Annotated in this window: 13 protein-coding genes; 5 read left to right on the top strand and 8 right to left on the bottom strand. The window is 54.4% G+C overall.

Annotated features, from left to right (window positions below; all coding sequences use genetic code 11):
- Positions 1 to 5: 5 nt before the first annotated feature.
- From ACZ1HV_RS03495 to ACZ1HV_RS03510, 4 genes are all read left to right on the top strand, one after another.
- A complete protein-coding gene (locus ACZ1HV_RS03495; protein ID WP_298965199.1) occupies positions 6 to 311 on the top strand; it encodes a sarcosine oxidase subunit delta in 306 nt (101 codons plus the stop codon).
- Positions 308 to 3,310 carry a sarcosine oxidase subunit alpha family protein gene (locus ACZ1HV_RS03500; RefSeq protein WP_472717328.1) on the top strand — a complete coding sequence of 1,001 codons (3,003 nt, stop codon included), beginning with the start codon at positions 308 to 310 and terminating at the stop codon, positions 3,308 to 3,310. Before ACZ1HV_RS03495 ends, ACZ1HV_RS03500 begins: the two co-directional genes overlap by 4 nt.
- Positions 3,303 to 3,878, top strand: coding sequence for a sarcosine oxidase subunit gamma (locus ACZ1HV_RS03505; RefSeq protein ID WP_472717329.1), 576 nt, complete (start codon positions 3,303 to 3,305; stop codon positions 3,876 to 3,878). The genes ACZ1HV_RS03500 and ACZ1HV_RS03505 overlap by 8 nt, the downstream gene beginning before the upstream one ends.
- Before the next feature lie 119 nt (positions 3,879 to 3,997).
- The gene (locus ACZ1HV_RS03510) at positions 3,998 to 4,735 is read left to right on the top strand and encodes an endonuclease/exonuclease/phosphatase family protein (protein ID WP_472717330.1); all 738 of its coding nucleotides are present in this window, start codon (positions 3,998 to 4,000) and stop codon (positions 4,733 to 4,735) included.
- A gap of 17 nt (positions 4,736 to 4,752) precedes the next feature.
- Here ACZ1HV_RS03510 and ACZ1HV_RS03515 read toward each other — a convergent pair whose 3' ends face one another.
- The 4 genes from ACZ1HV_RS03515 to ACZ1HV_RS03530 all read right to left on the bottom strand — a co-directional run bounded on the left by ACZ1HV_RS03515 (position 4,753) and on the right by ACZ1HV_RS03530 (position 8,185).
- Positions 4,753 to 6,273: an inorganic phosphate transporter gene (locus tag ACZ1HV_RS03515; RefSeq protein WP_298982079.1), complete on the bottom strand. Its 1,521-nt coding sequence runs from the start codon at positions 6,271 to 6,273 to the stop codon at positions 4,753 to 4,755.
- A 148-nt stretch (positions 6,274 to 6,421) separates the two neighbouring features.
- Positions 6,422 to 6,769: an NUDIX hydrolase gene (locus ACZ1HV_RS03520; RefSeq protein WP_472717331.1), complete on the bottom strand. Its 348-nt coding sequence runs from the start codon at positions 6,767 to 6,769 to the stop codon at positions 6,422 to 6,424.
- Positions 6,770 to 7,022: 253 nt separating this feature from the next.
- A complete protein-coding gene (locus ACZ1HV_RS03525; protein WP_472717332.1) occupies positions 7,023 to 7,910 on the bottom strand; it encodes a nitrilase-related carbon-nitrogen hydrolase in 888 nt (295 codons plus the stop codon).
- 83 nt (positions 7,911 to 7,993) lie between these two features.
- Positions 7,994 to 8,185 carry a hypothetical protein gene (locus ACZ1HV_RS03530; RefSeq protein WP_298820810.1) on the bottom strand — a complete coding sequence of 64 codons (192 nt, stop codon included), beginning with the start codon at positions 8,183 to 8,185 and terminating at the stop codon, positions 7,994 to 7,996.
- Between the two features lie 140 nt (positions 8,186 to 8,325).
- Between ACZ1HV_RS03530 and ACZ1HV_RS03535 the strand changes: the two genes are divergently transcribed.
- Positions 8,326 to 8,952: a LysE family translocator gene (locus ACZ1HV_RS03535; protein WP_472717333.1), complete on the top strand. Its 627-nt coding sequence runs from the start codon at positions 8,326 to 8,328 to the stop codon at positions 8,950 to 8,952.
- A 1-nt stretch (position 8,953) separates the two neighbouring features.
- Here the strand turns inward: ACZ1HV_RS03535 and recJ are convergent, their stop codons facing one another.
- From recJ to ACZ1HV_RS03555, 4 genes are read right to left on the bottom strand one after another with little or no spacing between them, the layout of a single operon-like run.
- Positions 8,954 to 10,771: a single-stranded-DNA-specific exonuclease RecJ gene (gene recJ, locus ACZ1HV_RS03540; protein WP_472717334.1), complete on the bottom strand. Its 1,818-nt coding sequence runs from the start codon at positions 10,769 to 10,771 to the stop codon at positions 8,954 to 8,956.
- 11 nt (positions 10,772 to 10,782) lie between these two features.
- Positions 10,783 to 11,778 (bottom strand): class II fructose-bisphosphatase, encoded by a 996-nt coding sequence (glpX, locus tag ACZ1HV_RS03545; protein ID WP_298820816.1) that lies wholly within the window; start codon positions 11,776 to 11,778, stop codon positions 10,783 to 10,785.
- A 51-nt stretch (positions 11,779 to 11,829) separates the two neighbouring features.
- Positions 11,830 to 13,152, bottom strand: coding sequence for a homoserine dehydrogenase (locus ACZ1HV_RS03550; RefSeq protein ID WP_298820818.1), 1,323 nt, complete (start codon positions 13,150 to 13,152; stop codon positions 11,830 to 11,832).
- A 23-nt stretch (positions 13,153 to 13,175) separates the two neighbouring features.
- Positions 13,176 to 14,393 carry an LL-diaminopimelate aminotransferase gene (locus ACZ1HV_RS03555; RefSeq protein ID WP_298965220.1) on the bottom strand — a complete coding sequence of 406 codons (1,218 nt, stop codon included), beginning with the start codon at positions 14,391 to 14,393 and terminating at the stop codon, positions 13,176 to 13,178.
- Positions 14,394 to 14,685: the final 292 nt, after the last annotated feature.

The following is a 14,685-nucleotide window of genomic DNA, read 5'->3' on the forward strand; positions in this document are numbered from 1 at the left end:
TCGAGATGCTGCTGGTTTACTGCCCCTATTGCAAAGTGGAACGCGCGGAAACGGAGTTTTCCTGTCGCGGGGAAGCCCATATCGCCCGTCCGTCCGACCCTTCGCAGACCAGTGACGAAGACTGGGTCCACTACCTCTACATGCGCTCCAACACCAAAGGCATATATGCCGAACGTTGGCGGCATATTCACGGATGCGGCCGATTTTTCAACGCCGTGCGAGATACTGTCAGCGACAATTTTCTTAAATTTTACAAGGCCGGTGAACCGATGCCGGACCTTGAAGCTCTTGCCAAGGAGGCCGGCAAATGAGCCAGCCCTTCCGTACGGAAAAAGGTGGCCGGATAAACCGGACCGAACAATTGACCTTTACCTTTGACGGTGAGGAACTGCAGGGGCACCAGGGCGATACGCTCGCTTCGGCGCTTCTTGCCAACGGTGTGCACCTGGTTGGCCGTTCCTTCAAATATCACCGGCCACGCGGCATCGTGACGTCCGGCTCGGAGGAACCGAATGCTTTGGTCGGCATTTACCGGCACGGAGACCAGACGCCGAACCTGCGAGCGACCCAGGTGGAACTCTATCAGGGTCTGGAGGCCATCTCTCAGAACCGGTTTCCATCACTCGGCTTTGACGTGGGAGCCGTAAACGACCTGCTATCGCCACTTTTCCCGGCTGGCTTCTACTACAAGACCTTTATGTGGCCGAAGGCGTTCTGGGATCGCGTTTATGAGCCTGTCATCCGCGCCGCGGCCGGTCTTGGCAAACCACCAAAGACGCCTGACCAGGACACTTACGGCAACATTTACGCCCATTGTGATGTTTTGATCGCCGGATCCGGTCCAGCCGGTCTTGCCGCAGCACTTGCTGCCTCTGAGACAGGCGCTAAAGTCATCCTCTGTGATGAGCAATCCGAATTTGGCGGGTCACTGCTCAGCGAAGTCAGTGCAAGCATCGACGGAAAGGACCCGTTGGAGTGGATAGCTGAAACAATCGGCAAGCTTGGGCAGATGGACAATGTCACGCTCCTGCCGCGCACGACAGCTTTCGGCTACTTCGCCCATAATTATCTGGCCCTTGCAGAACGCGTCACGGAGCACCTGCCCAATCCTGATCCCAAACTGCCGCGTGAACGCCTGTGGCAGGTACGCGCCAAGGAAGTGGTGATCGCTTCGGGTGCGATCGAGCGCCCCATGATCTTTCCTGAAAATGATCGACCGGGCATCATGCTCGCGGAAGCCGGACGAACCTACCTGAACCGGTATGGCGTCAAGGTTGGGCACAAGGTTCTGGTGGCGGCAGCTTGCGACACAGCCTGGCAAACCGCTTTCGATCTCGCTGACCATGGCGTTGAAGTTGCCGGCATCGTGGACTTGCGCGAAACCCCACCTGAGAACCTGATGGCAATTGCCAAAGCGCGAGGAATTCGCGTCGAGGCGGGATGCATGGTAACCGGCACACTTGGCCGGAAACGGGTCAAGGCAGCGTTGCTCGGGCGCATGATGACATCGGGAAATGTCGCCTCCGGAGGTCAGATTTCCTGTGACGCCTTGCTGATGTCCGGTGGCTGGACACCAACTGTCAGTCTCTACTCACAGTCTCGCGGTAAGGTGGTCTGGGATTCAGACAAAGGTGCCTACATTCCAGGGGCTTCAGTTCAACGAGAACGCTCAGCGGGTGCTTCCAAGGGACTTTATGGCCTTCAAGCGGTTCTGGAAGACGGATATGCTGCCGGAGAGGAAGCTGCCAAGGCCGCCATTGGCAAATCCGCAAAGGTGTCTTATGCAACCGCGACCGGGGGTGAAGCCGGAACGGGTGGAACGCTCGGAGCGCTCCCTCACGATCGAAATGCGTCGCGCGTCAAGGCATTTGTCGACTATCAAAACGACGTTACGGCAAAGGACGTTAAGCTAGCCGTGCGTGAAGGCATGCAATCCATCGAACATATCAAACGCTACACGACAACCGGCATGGCGACCGACCAGGGTCGTTTGTCCAACATGAATGCGTTGCAAATTGCGTCGGATTCGCTGGACCGATCCGTAACTGATGTAGGTTTGACAACATTCCGCCTGCCATACACGCCGACGACTTTCGGCCTTTTTGCAGGTGTTGCACGCGGTGACTATTTCGATCCAGTTCGCAAGACACCGTCGCACGATTGGGTGGTTGAGAATGGCGGCGTTTTTGAAGATGTTGGCCAGTGGAAACGCACCTGGTACTTCCCCAAAAATGGTGAAGAAATGCACGCAGCCGTCGCACGTGAATGCAAAACGGTTCGCGAAAGCGTTGGCCTCTTTGATGCATCAACCCTCGGCAAGATCGAGGTGGTCGGTCCGGATGCAGCCGAGTTCCTGGAGCGGATGTATACCAATCCCTGGAAGAAACTGGCGCCCGGACGTTGCCGCTACGGTCTGTTGTTGAATGATGCCGGTTTCATTACAGATGACGGTGTCATTGGCCGTCTGGCGGAAGATCGTTTTCACGTCACCACGACGACTGGCGGAGCGCCAAGCGTGTTTGCCACAATGGAAGACTATCTGCAGACAGAATGGCCGGAACTGGATGTGTGGATCACCTCCACCACTGAGCAATACGCTGTTGCAGCTTTGCAAGGACCAAAAGCGCGCGACGTCCTAGCACCTTTTATGGAGGGTGTTGACCTTTCTGCGGATGCCCTGCCTCATATGAGCGTTAAAGAGGCAACATTCTGCGGCGTTCCTTGTCGTTTGTTCCGAATTTCATTCACTGGAGAACTCGGCTTTGAAATCAACGTTTCCCGACGCCATGGCAAAATGATGTGGGAAACACTGGCCAAGGAAATCGAGAAATTTGGCGGCACGGCATACGGAACCGAAAGCATGCACGTTCTTCGTGCAGAAAAGGGCTATATTATCGTCGGTCAGGACACAGACGGTACCGTGACACCACGAGATGCCGGTATGAGCTGGGCAATCGGCAAGAAAAAAGCAGACTTCGTCGGCAAGCGCGGTCTTGATAGACCCGACCTTGTTGCTGACAATCGCAAGCAGTTTGTCGGCCTTTTGACCAAGGATCCCAAAGTTAAGCTCGAAGAAGGGGCTCAAATTACCACAGCCGAGAACCCGGCAATCGGGACACCGGCCGAGGGTCACGTAACCTCCTCTTATTTCAGTCCAGCGCTCGACAGAAGCATTGCACTTGCGATTGTCAAAAACGGTCATGCCCTCGAAGGCAAAACCCTTTACGTGCCCATGCCAGACGGCAGCATACCGGTAGAAGTCACCGGACCGGTGTTCTATGACAAGGAAGGAGCACGGCTCAATGTCTGACCTAATGGCAAGCGACCTCATCACGCCGGACGCCGGAGAACCTCCCCTGCTCAGTATCAATGAGGTTTCGATTCTCAAGGCGGCCCCGCTCACGCGGTTATCGCTCCGCTTGCGGGAAGCATCGCTAAAGGCCGCCGGATCTGCCTTTGGTGTTGACCTTCCGGTCCTGCCTTTGAGTTCTGCTACCGCGGACAAACGCGCAGCCCTTTGGATGGGCCCTGATGAATGGACGCTATTCGCACCGGAGAACACTTCTCAGTCTGTAGTTTCCGATATTGAAGGGAAACTCGGAGCCGAACCTCACTCGCTCGTTGATGTCTCAGAACGTTCCGAGGCAATTATCGTGAGTGGACAAAGGGCAGCCTGGTTGCTGAACACCGGGATTTTCGTCGATTTTTCGATTGATGCGTTTCCCGTCGGGACCGTATCAAGGACGATATTTCACAAGTCTCCAGTGATGGTATGGCGCATAGGTGACGAAGCCTTTGTCGTTGAAGCCTGGGTGTCGTTCATGGACTATGTGTCCGGACTGCTTGTGCAATCGGCCTCAGAATTGAATGCAGCCTGAACAAACTTCCGGCAATGAAGACCCTGTATTCGCGGTTCCCCCCGCGAGAACAGACCAATTTTGCTGAATTCCTTGCCCAACCACTTGCAAAATAGAGCAAAACCCAGCCAATTGCTGGGATGCTGAAAATCGGTTCCTACAACATACAAAAAGCAATTGGCGTGGATGCACGGCGAAGACCGGACCGGACGCTGAAAGTTATCCGAGAACTGGATTGCGATATACTAGCGCTTCAAGAAGCCGATAAACGCTTCGGACCAAGAGAGAGCACCTTGGACAGAAGCAGCATTGTTGCGGAAACCGATTATCGTCCAGTTCCATTCGGAACCAGTGAGAAGAGCCTTGGCTGGCACGGGAACGCACTCCTCGTTCGCAACAACATAAGTGTCTTGAGCTATCAAAGGATTGATCTGCCGAAACTTGAACCGCGAGGCGCGGTCACTGCCGACCTGATGGTCGCTGGCAAGAAATTCCGGATTGCGGCCATGCATCTCAGTCTTGTCGGGCATTTCCGGAAAAAACAGATTACGTCGCTCATGCATCAGCTGCACGAGCATTTGGACTACCTGCCCACGGTACTGATCGGTGATCTGAACGAATGGCGTGATACTTCCGGAAGCATCAAGTTATTCGAGAAACACTACGAAGTGACGACCCCTGGACGAAGCTTCCCCAGTCCAATGCCCGTCGGCAGCCTGGATCGGATCATCACGAGCCCGGAATTTACAGTTACGCAAGCAGGTGTTCACAAATCCAAGACAGCCCGTGTTGCATCCGACCACTTGCCTGTTTGGGCCAATCTCACCCTGGAACCCGCAGCTCACCTTGCAAAAGGTGTTGAGGCCACCTCGGAGTGAATTGTCTTATCAACACATCAAGAAATTATCATCTTGAGAAATCCAAAAAGAGCCGCTGCCAACATCGCGGCCGCTGGGACAGTCACGGTCCAGGCTGCAACAATCGTCATCAGATTCGCACGACGAACCAAAAGGCGGCGCTGACGCTCTTCCCTGTTTTGCAGCTGTTTTCTCGGTTTCATGATGCCGTCATCGGCGACATAGCGGTTTCGGTACCATTCCCGGTAAAACCCAACACCAAATACAGCGCCAACTGCTATATGGGTGGAAGACACCGGTAGACCGAACGCGGACGCGGCCAAAACGGTCGCTGCAGTTGCCAGAGTTACACAAAAGGCCCTGATCGGGCTGAGTTTTGTGATCTTTTTTCCGACAACCGTAATCAGCCTTCGTCCAAACAAAAGCAGACCCGCCGAGATACCGAATGCGCCTACTGCACTCACCCAAATCGGGATTACAGGGTTCAGGGTTCCCATGAACCAGAAGCTCAAATCAGTGAACTCCTTTGATTGGCTGAGAACGATCGCGGCAAGCGGGCCGATTGCATTTGCTACGTCATTGGCGCCATGAGCAAATGACAAGAGCGCTGCGGTCACCATCAACGGAATTGCAAAAAGACCCTTCAGGGCGCTGGCACCACTATGGGCAAATACCTCCATGCTTTCCGTTTGTGTAAAAACAACGGCCTTGTAGATGCGCCAGACAAGTATCCCGGTGGACGCCGGAAGAAAGATCGTGAGCCACACAGGCAATTCGACCAATCGGCCGGACACCTTGAGCGTCAAATAGGCACAAAACGTTGCTCCCATGGCACCAAGCAGCAGCGGCAACCAAAACCTTGCCGCTTCTATCCGGTTCTTGGAATAAACCACTCGCGCATTGATGAATGCCATCAGTCCGGCACCAATCAGCCCGCCCAGAACCGGCGAGAAAATCCAGGTGACTGCAATCGTCGAAATCGTGGTCCAATTGATCGCCGAAAATCCACTGGCGGCAATGCCCGCACCAACAATGCCTCCGATAATTGAGTGAGTTGTCGACACGGGTGCTCCGATCAACGTTGCAAAATTGATCCACAACGCAGCGGCGGCCATGGCAGTCAACATTGCTTTCATAAAGTCGAAGTTGTCCGTGACGTCGTTCGGACTGAGTATTTCGCTCGAAACGGTCGACATGACTTCATTACCGGCAAGCAAGGCCCCTGCACTTTCACAAATCGCGGCGATGATCAATGCACTCGTCAAGCTGACGACGCGCGCACCAACAGCTGGGCCAACATTGTTGGCAACGTCATTCGCACCGATGTTCAAAGCCATGTAGCCGCCAATTGCACTTGCGGCGACGAGGATAAAAACATCGGAATAGGTTGCGGAAATGACTTGTGTACCAGCCACGGCTGCGCAGAGGGCCACGAATACTATCGCCAGCCCTGGACCGCTTAGCCGGCGCCCCATGGCTTCAGCTGCATCTCCGACGAATCCCAATCTGTCGAGATCCTTGTCGAGTGCTTTCTGTCTGGCGTCCTTGCGTGTCAGCAATTAGTGCAATCCTGATGCGCCGATGTGCGCTCATAGCGCGCGAGACGGCAACGTTTATCGAGTGGCCAGTCTTCAGCCGTATTACCAATGACCCGCATTTTCAGACCAAACTGCAGCTATACCTGAAACAATTTGTCTGATGTCAGGATCAGGAAATTTCGGATCTGTGACGACGCAGAAAACGCCGCAACGAAGCTTCATCAGCCAGTTTCATGGCCTCAGAAACCGGTGACCAGACACATTTTCTTTGTCCGATTTCAGGAAAATCCTTTAGCTGTTTTTCGAATCGCACTTTGAAAACCAACACCTTGGTTCGAATTTTCAAACCGCTTGCCAAGCCTTTGAACGAGCGAAAACTCCCCAATGGTCTTGTATCAGCCAAACCCATGACACCCGCTTCTTCATAAGCTTCAATGCTCGCGGTTTCACTGGCGGATTTGTCGGTTTCCGGCCAACCTTTAGGCAAGATCATGCGCCCGGTATCTCTGGTGGACACCAGCAGAATTTCAGGTTCACTTTCTCCTGGTCGGACGCACAGCGCAGCAATCTGCAGACGGGCTGGTTTGAAAAACAAACCTGCCAGACCCTGCAGCCAGGACGAGATCCTGAGTCGAAATTGCTTTGGCGTCCGCCATCTCCATACCTAATCGTTTGATTGCGCGCTATATAGAGATTTCCGCTGCGTCCGTCCAGACAAAAGTGCACTTGGTGCGCATGATCCCGGGGATAAAATTACAGCCGCCGCTTTGTCAGGTGACTGTCTTAATATGGTCTGCCGTCCAGTTTCCCGGCCAGACTTCCGCATTCCCAGACCTGAGACTGCGAAGCTGCTTAAGTGGAGCATTTACGATCAGGAAGGGCTCGCTTTTATCTATGCCGTCAGTCGCCGGAGTTTCTGCACCTATTCCTGTAAATCCAAACTCTTCTTCACAGGGCAAATAAAGCGCAGCCCCTGAGACATTGGTCTCGTTTTGCGTTGTCCCCTCTGATCGCCCAACGGTGCCGCAAGCTGCGACCGCGCACATCAATTCCACCGCTCTCGCCCTGGCGCACCCAAAGACTCGATGATAGCCGGACAGTTTTTCAGTCATGGAAGGAACAAGGATCAAATCCGGATTGTGCTTTGCAAGCAAGCAGCTTAGCGCCGGCATTTCCACGTCCAAACAGATCAATACCGCAACCCTTGCACCTTTAATCTCAAAAATATTGAGATCGCTGCCCGGAACCAGATGCCAGGTATCCGGGCTCTGCTCAAATGGTGTCAGACTCAATTTGTCCTGGTGACGCACCTTTCCATCGGGCGAAAGCAAGAATGCGGTGTTTGTCAGGCCGAGCCTTGTTTCGGCCGGCATGCTCCCGGCAAGAAGCGAAAGATCATACTTCTTGGAAAGCGCGGACAAGTGAGGTAGCAACTGGCGGCCAATCGATGCAAGAAATGCCATTTCCTCTCTTGGCTCCAACCCTTCAGGCTTGAAGGCAAGACAGCACTCAATGGCATATTCGGGCATCACCAGAAGATCTGCACCGGCATTCGCCGCACGCGCCATACCCTCTTCGATCATTGAAGAGAATTCTTCAACAGACCCAGGTGCACGGCTCAGATTGAAAGACCACAGCGCGATAGAAAAATCTGTCATGGCACCCAGAAAAAAGATTGCCGAAAACCGTATTTAGTAATCCAGGCGCAATTGTATCAGGTCGGACGCAGGGATTGATTGCTTTAATCCAAAAACAATCCAATGAAGGCAGCCAGGAAAACAAGAAAGCCTGTCCCGATCATTACCCCTTTGGGTTCCTTCGGCAGTGCTTTGAGTTTGGCCGATCGTCTCACTTCGCGTATCCCTTTCAGGGCGCGGGTCGTACGCTGGTCAATTTCCGCAAAATACGGAGATAGCTCATTCTGAGCACGCATGCCTGATCCTCACGATTCCTTCGTGAGCACAACCATAAGACAGCGACGTTAGAGCTTGGTTAATGTGGCATTACCGCCACCTGTGGCGAACGCAAAAAGACCTGATAGGATCCAGGCATCTCACGCAAGGACAAACAAACATGATCGAACCCACCATATTGCTGACATACGTGATCATCGTTCTAGGATTTGTTTTCATACCGGGTCCTGCCACGCTGCTTACCGTTACCCGGGCAACAACATCGGGTGCGAAAGCCGGGATTGCGACAGGAGCAGGAATAGCGGTTGGTGATGTGATCCACACACTTTTGGCTGTTCTCGGCCTATCGGCGATCATCGCAACATCTGCGGTTCTCTTCAACGTAATTAAGTATCTTGGTGCCGCCTACCTGATCTACTTGGGCGTTAAGGCGCTCATGGCACGATCCAACAATCTAACCGACATTAAGATACCTGCAGTAACGCCCGGCACTGCATTTAGACAAGCTGTCTACGCGGAGTTACTCAATCCGAAGACAGCATTATTTTTCCTTTCGTTTCTGCCTCAGTTTGTGCAACCCGAAAACGGAATGGTCTTTCTACAGCTGATCATTCTTGGACTCATTTTCGTTGCGTTTGGCCTGATCAGCACAGTCGTTTTTGCGGTTAGTGCCGGTGTTCTTGGAGACTATCTGAAAAAGAACCCGGCCGTTGTGAAATGGCAGAACAAGGTGGTCGGATTGATATTCATCTCGATGGGGGTTCGCCTGGCGCTTCAGGAGAAATAGATCAAACGCGGGTCTTCTGCGGATCGGCCACGTCCAGGATACGAAGTTGAACCTTGGGTGTGCCTTGCCATGTATCGATTGAGAGCGAGCCGGCGACATGCAAGTTTCGGCCTCGATTTTCAAGCAACATACGACCGTGCGGCTTGTCTTCTGCCTTGAAACAAATGGCTTTCAACGCGGTCCCGTCACCTGAGGCAAGCGTCGCGCGTACGTGACCATTGCCAACAACGTCAGCAAAAGAAACCCGGTGTGCCGGAAACGCGAATACCGGCTCTGAATGTCCAGCGCCGTATGGGCCGGCCCGCTCGAGAAGTTCCAGCAGGTCGAGCGTTGCACCGGTCCCGGTCAAAGCCGCATCGACCTTCAAACTGCGATGCGCTGTTGCAGCTTCGACGTCCGATTTCAATTCGTCATTGAAGAATGCTTCCAACTCGGCCGCATTCTCACGACGGACCGTCAATCCGGCAGCCATGGCGTGCCCGCCTCCCTTTTCAAGCAACCCGTCTTCAACGGCCTTGCGGACGGTCTTGCCCAAATCAACGCCCGGTATCGAGCGGCCGGAGCCCGTTCCTTTGCCAGTCTCGTCATAGGCAACAGCAAAGGCTGGACGTCGGTGACTTTCTTTCAGGCGCGATGCAATCAGGCCAACGATACCAGGATGCCAGTCTTCAGAACCGGTCAGGAGAACCGCCGGATCGCGTTCTTCCATCGCCAAAACGGCCTCCGCTCCGGCCTGTTCCAGCATTACCGCTTCCATCGCCTGTCGTTCCGTATTGAGCTGATCGAGCCGTTCAGCAATCGCACGAGCTTCCATTGGATCTTCGGTTGTCAATAACCTCGCCCCAAGCGCGGCATCGCCGATGCGTCCGCCGGCATTGATGCGTGGACCGATCAAAAAACCTAGGTGATATGGCGCGGGTTTGCCGCTGACGCGTGCGGTATCCGACAGAGCAGTCAAACCGTAGTTGCGCCTTTGATGCATCACAGCCAACCCGCGTGTGACATAGGCACGGTTCAAGCCAACGAGCGGCACCACGTCACACACAGTGCCAAGCGCAACAAGATCCAACAATGCCATGAGGTCAGGCTCTTTGCGCCCCTGAAAGGCACCGCGCTGTCTCATCTCCCTATTCAGACCAACCAGAAAAAGAAACGTTACGCCAACAGCTGCAAGGTGTCCTTGATTTGACAGGTCATCCTGTCGATTGGGATTAACCAGCGCAGCCACGGACGGCAACGTCTCACCTACCTGGTGGTGATCGATCACAACAACATCAAGGTCGAGATTTTCCGCAGTTTCAAAAGCTTCGAACGACGTGCTGCCGCAATCTAGCGTGACCAGCAGTTCGGCCCCATCTGCGCGAAGCGCCTCAATGGCAGGCCCATTCGGTCCATATCCCTCAATAATCCGGTCGGGAATATGAATGACGGGTTCGAGGCCAAGCCACTGCAGATATTTTGCGAACACTGCAGACGAAGTCGCACCGTCAACATCATAGTCGCCAAATATCGCTATTTTCTTGCCTGCGCTCACCGCATCGGCAACTCTTTGAACGGCAGCGTCAAGGTCAACCAGCGTCGACGGGTCTGGCATCAGTGTTTTGAGTGAAGGTTCGAGAAACTGGCTCGCGTCTGCTGGCTCGACGTCCCTCGCCGCCATTACTCTTGCCAAAACATCGGGCAATCCATGCAGCTGGGATATGGCCATGGCGGAACGGGCCTGGGCAGCACTTAGCCGTTCCCGCCAGGCGTTGTCATTTGCGGATTTGGCGACCCCAAGTACAAGCCGCCGTTCCTCATCTCCGGTCAACCCGATCATTCAGTCCCGGCTTAATCCAAATGGAATTTTTCAAGATCCGTGTGCTGGGCCTTAATGTAGCGAACGGTGCCTGTGGACGAGCGCATAACCACGGTATGTGTGGTGATATGGTTTCGGCCAAAACGAACACCTTGAAGGAAATTTCCGTCAGTTACGCCAGTCGCCGCAAACAACACGTCTGGCCCCGCCATTTCCTCAAGCGTGTATTTCTTCTTGATGTCTTCAATACCCATACGGTGCGCGCGTTCAACCTGTTCATCACGCGTGATGACGAGCCGGGATTGCATCTGGCCGCCGATACAGCGAAGCGCAGCGGCTGCCAGAACACCTTCTGGCGCTCCTCCGATCCCAGCGTAAATGTCGATGCCGGTTTCATCAGAATCAGTTGTATGAATGACCCCTGCGACATCGCCATCGCCGATAAGGCGTATGGCAGCACCAGTGGCGCGTATTTCCTCAATCAGCCTGGCATGACGCGGACGGTCAAGAACACAGGCCGTGATCTCTTCTATCTTGACGCCTTTTTCTTTCGCGACGGCCGCCAAGTTCTCGGCAATTGGCGCATCAAGATCGATCAGACCTTTGGGATAACCGGGACCAATCGCGATCTTGTCCATATAGCTGTCAGGTGCATTGAGGAGATCATTTTCAGGTGCCAAGGCAATGACGGCCAGTGAGTTTGGCAGGTTTTTGGCACAAATAGTCGTGCCTTCCAAAGGATCCAGCGCGATATCGACTTTCGGCCCTTGCTTGGTTCCGACATTTTCTCCGATATACAGCATGGGAGCTTCGTCGCGCTCGCCCTCGCCAATCACCACTGTACCGTCGATCGGGAGCCGGTTGAGTTCCCGGCGCATTGCGTCCACTGCTGCCTGGTCAGCCGCCATCTCATCGCCATGACCACGCAGACGCGCAGCCGAAACAGCCGCTCTTTCACTGACTCGCGCCAGTTCCAACGTCAGAATTCGGTCAAGTCCACTTGCCGGCTGATTTTCAGTTTCGGACATCAACATCTCCAGTCTCTTTGCCCGCAAGACACCTGTGCGGGAACACACACATCAGTTCAGGTTTTCGATCCGAATCATTTGCGGTTGTTCGGCCACAACCCCTTTCGACATGATCACCTCCAGAGCCTCCTTGATGGCGACTTCTGTGGTTTCATAAGTGATCAGTATGACAGGTTGAGGCGCGTCTTCGTCGTATTTTCCAGGCGCCTCGCTGCCGGCGTGCCGTTTCTGAACGATCGATTCCAGAGAAATGCCGGCATTGCCCATACAATGAGCGATTTCTGCGAAGGCTCCGGGCCGGTCATAGACCGAAAGCCGAATGTAGTATCCGCCTTCATGCAAACGCATCCGTGCCCGCTGATAGTCTTTGAGATCCACAGCCGGCATGCCAAGCACCGGTGTCCGGTCACCCCGGGCAACATCCGCCACATCCGCAACGACGGCCGACGCGGTCGCGTCACCGCCAGCGCCCGGACCAGCCAGCACGATTTCTCCGACAAAGTCTCCATCAACCGCGACGGCGTTCAAAACACCATCGACCTGCGCAATGGCCGAGTTTTTCGGAACCATTGTCGGATGCACACGTTGCTCTATGCCTGTTTCGGTCTGTTGGGCAACGCCGAGCAGCTTGATGCGGTAACCCAATTCATCCGCCGCCTGGATATCTTCCGTCGTAATGGACGTGATGCCTTCCAGATAGATATCATCACTGGCAATCCTGGTACCGAATGCAAGGCTGGTCAAAATGGCGAGCTTGTGGGCAGTGTCGTTGCCTTCGATGTCGAAGGTCGGATCAGCTTCGGCGTATCCGAGCCGCTGAGCGTCAGACAGGCAATCTTCAAAGCTGATGCCATCGGCTTCCATCCGTGTCAGAATGTAGTTGCACGTGCCGTTCAAAATTCCATAGACGCGGCTTATGCCATTGCCTGACATCGATTCCCGCAAAGTCTTGACGATCGGAATTCCACCGGCGACAGCCGCCTCATAGTTAAGACAAGCGCTATTGGCCTCTGCAATCTCGGCAAGAGCTACACCATGACGGGCCAGCAAGGCCTTGTTGGCCGTCACGACATGAATGCCACGCGCGAGGGCAGCCCGGACACTGTCCTCCGCCGGACCGCTGTCTCCGCCAATCAATTCGACAAAGATATCGATATCGCCTTGTTCGGCCATTTCGACGGGATCGGTAAACCACTCGAATCCGGAAACATCGAAACCGCGATCCTTGTTACGGTCGCGGGCGCTAACAGCGGTTACGGAAACCGCGCGCCCCGTTTTGCGGGCAATTTGCCCCCCGTGTTTTGCCAAGAGGCGCAAGACTGACGCACCTACCGTGCCCAGACCAGCGACGCCGACTTTCAATGTTTCAGACATATGAGAAATGGATCCAGTTCCGTTTAACCAGAGGTATCGAGCGGGATGACGTTGTGCAGCTTTTGCTCCGCGGTTTCAAGGAAGCGGCGGACATTTCTCGCGGCCTGACGAAGTCTCTGCTCGTTTTCCACCAGACCGATGCGAACATAGTCGTCGCCATGTTCTCCAAACCCGATTCCCGGTGCGACTGCGACCTCTGCGCGTTCCAGCAGAAGCTTCGAGAACTCCAGACTGCCGAGCGACCGGAAACTGGCCGGGATCGGTGCCCAGCAAAACATGCTTGCTTCCGGTGCCGGAATGTCCCAGCCAGCTCTGCCAAAGCTTTCCACGACCACGTCACGCCGACGCTTATAGGTCTCCCGCGTTTCCCTTATGCAGTCCTCCGGACCGTTAAGGGCAGCAGCTGCGGCGACCTGAATTGGAGTGAAAGCACCATAATCGAGGTAGGACTTTACCCTCGATAAAGCACCGACAAGCCTTTCATTGCCGACAGCAAAACCCATGCGCCATCCCGGCATTGAAAAGGTTTTGGACAGCGAGGTGAATTCAACAGTGACATCCATCGCACCGGGCACCTGAAGTACCGAAGGTGGTGGCGTGTCGCCAAAGTAGATTTCCGAATAGGCCAGATCTGAAAGAATGAAGATATTGTGCTTGCGCGCAAATGCGACCACGTCCCGATAGAAGTCAAGATCAGCGCAAAATGCAGTCGGGTTGGCCGGATAGCATAGGATGATCGCAATTGGCTTCGGAACCGAATGAATGACCGCCCTTTCGAGGGCTTCAAAGAACGAAGGGCCTGGCTCGGCTGGAATGTTGCGGATGGAGGCTCCTGCCATCAGGAAGCCGAACGTGTGGATCGGGTAACTGGGATTGGGGCTCAGGATCACATCGCCAGGAGCGGAAATGGCTTGAGCCATATTGGCAAAGCCTTCCTTGGAGCCAAGCGTCGCAATCACCTGGGTGTCGGGATCGAGCTTCACACCAAAACGGCGCTCATAATAAGCGGCTTGCGCCTTACGCAATCCGTTGATGCCTTTGGAAGCTGAATATCGGTGTGTCCGAGGATCCTGGACAACTTCCGTCAGCTTGTCGACGATGTGTTGCGGTGTCGCCAGATCCGGATTGCCCATGCCAAGATCAATAATGTCCGCTCCCGCCCCGCGCGCCTTTGCTTTCAGACGGTTGACTTGCTCGAACACATACGGCGGCAGCCGTTTGATCTTGTGGAATTCCTCCATGGCGCGGTTCCTTGCGAGATATCATTACTGTCGACGCCAATGCGGGAGGCCTGACGCGGACGCGGCGGGGGTCTTTTAGCAGGCCGGATCAGATTGCGCACCCGTCTTTGCGTCCCAAATCATCTAAAATTTGGATGGAATTTGGCTGCACGAGGTCTCTGAAAAATATGAACCGATTTAATTCAAAGGCGTGCTGATCGCATGACTGGAACCAACCACTTGGTAAAGCCTATCATCGCGATACCTTCTTTTAAAATGCTGGCAATTTAGAGCGATTTTTTGGTACGCCGTC

Source organism: Roseibium sp. JB4-4, assembly GCF_055693425.1.

Excerpts from the sequence above, each read along its gene's own strand:
- ACZ1HV_RS03495 (WP_298965199.1), top strand. The coding sequence starts at position 6 with ATGCTGCTGGTTTACTGCCCCTATTGCAAAGTGGAACGCGCGGAAACG.
- ACZ1HV_RS03500 (WP_472717328.1), top strand. The coding sequence starts at position 308 with ATGAGCCAGCCCTTCCGTACGGAAAAAGGTGGCCGGATAAACCGGACC.
- ACZ1HV_RS03505 (WP_472717329.1), top strand. The coding sequence starts at position 3,303 with ATGTCTGACCTAATGGCAAGCGACCTCATCACGCCGGACGCCGGAGAA.
- ACZ1HV_RS03510 (WP_472717330.1), top strand. The coding sequence starts at position 3,998 with ATGCTGAAAATCGGTTCCTACAACATACAAAAAGCAATTGGCGTGGAT.
- ACZ1HV_RS03525 (WP_472717332.1), bottom strand. The coding sequence starts at position 7,910 with ATGACAGATTTTTCTATCGCGCTGTGGTCTTTCAATCTGAGCCGTGCA.
- ACZ1HV_RS03530 (WP_298820810.1), bottom strand. The coding sequence starts at position 8,185 with ATGCGTGCTCAGAATGAGCTATCTCCGTATTTTGCGGAAATTGACCAG.
- ACZ1HV_RS03535 (WP_472717333.1), top strand. The coding sequence starts at position 8,326 with ATGATCGAACCCACCATATTGCTGACATACGTGATCATCGTTCTAGGA.
- recJ (WP_472717334.1), bottom strand. The coding sequence starts at position 10,771 with ATGATCGGGTTGACCGGAGATGAGGAACGGCGGCTTGTACTTGGGGTC.
- glpX (WP_298820816.1), bottom strand. The coding sequence starts at position 11,778 with ATGTCCGAAACTGAAAATCAGCCGGCAAGTGGACTTGACCGAATTCTG.
- ACZ1HV_RS03550 (WP_298820818.1), bottom strand. The coding sequence starts at position 13,152 with ATGTCTGAAACATTGAAAGTCGGCGTCGCTGGTCTGGGCACGGTAGGT.
- ACZ1HV_RS03555 (WP_298965220.1), bottom strand. The coding sequence starts at position 14,393 with ATGGAGGAATTCCACAAGATCAAACGGCTGCCGCCGTATGTGTTCGAG.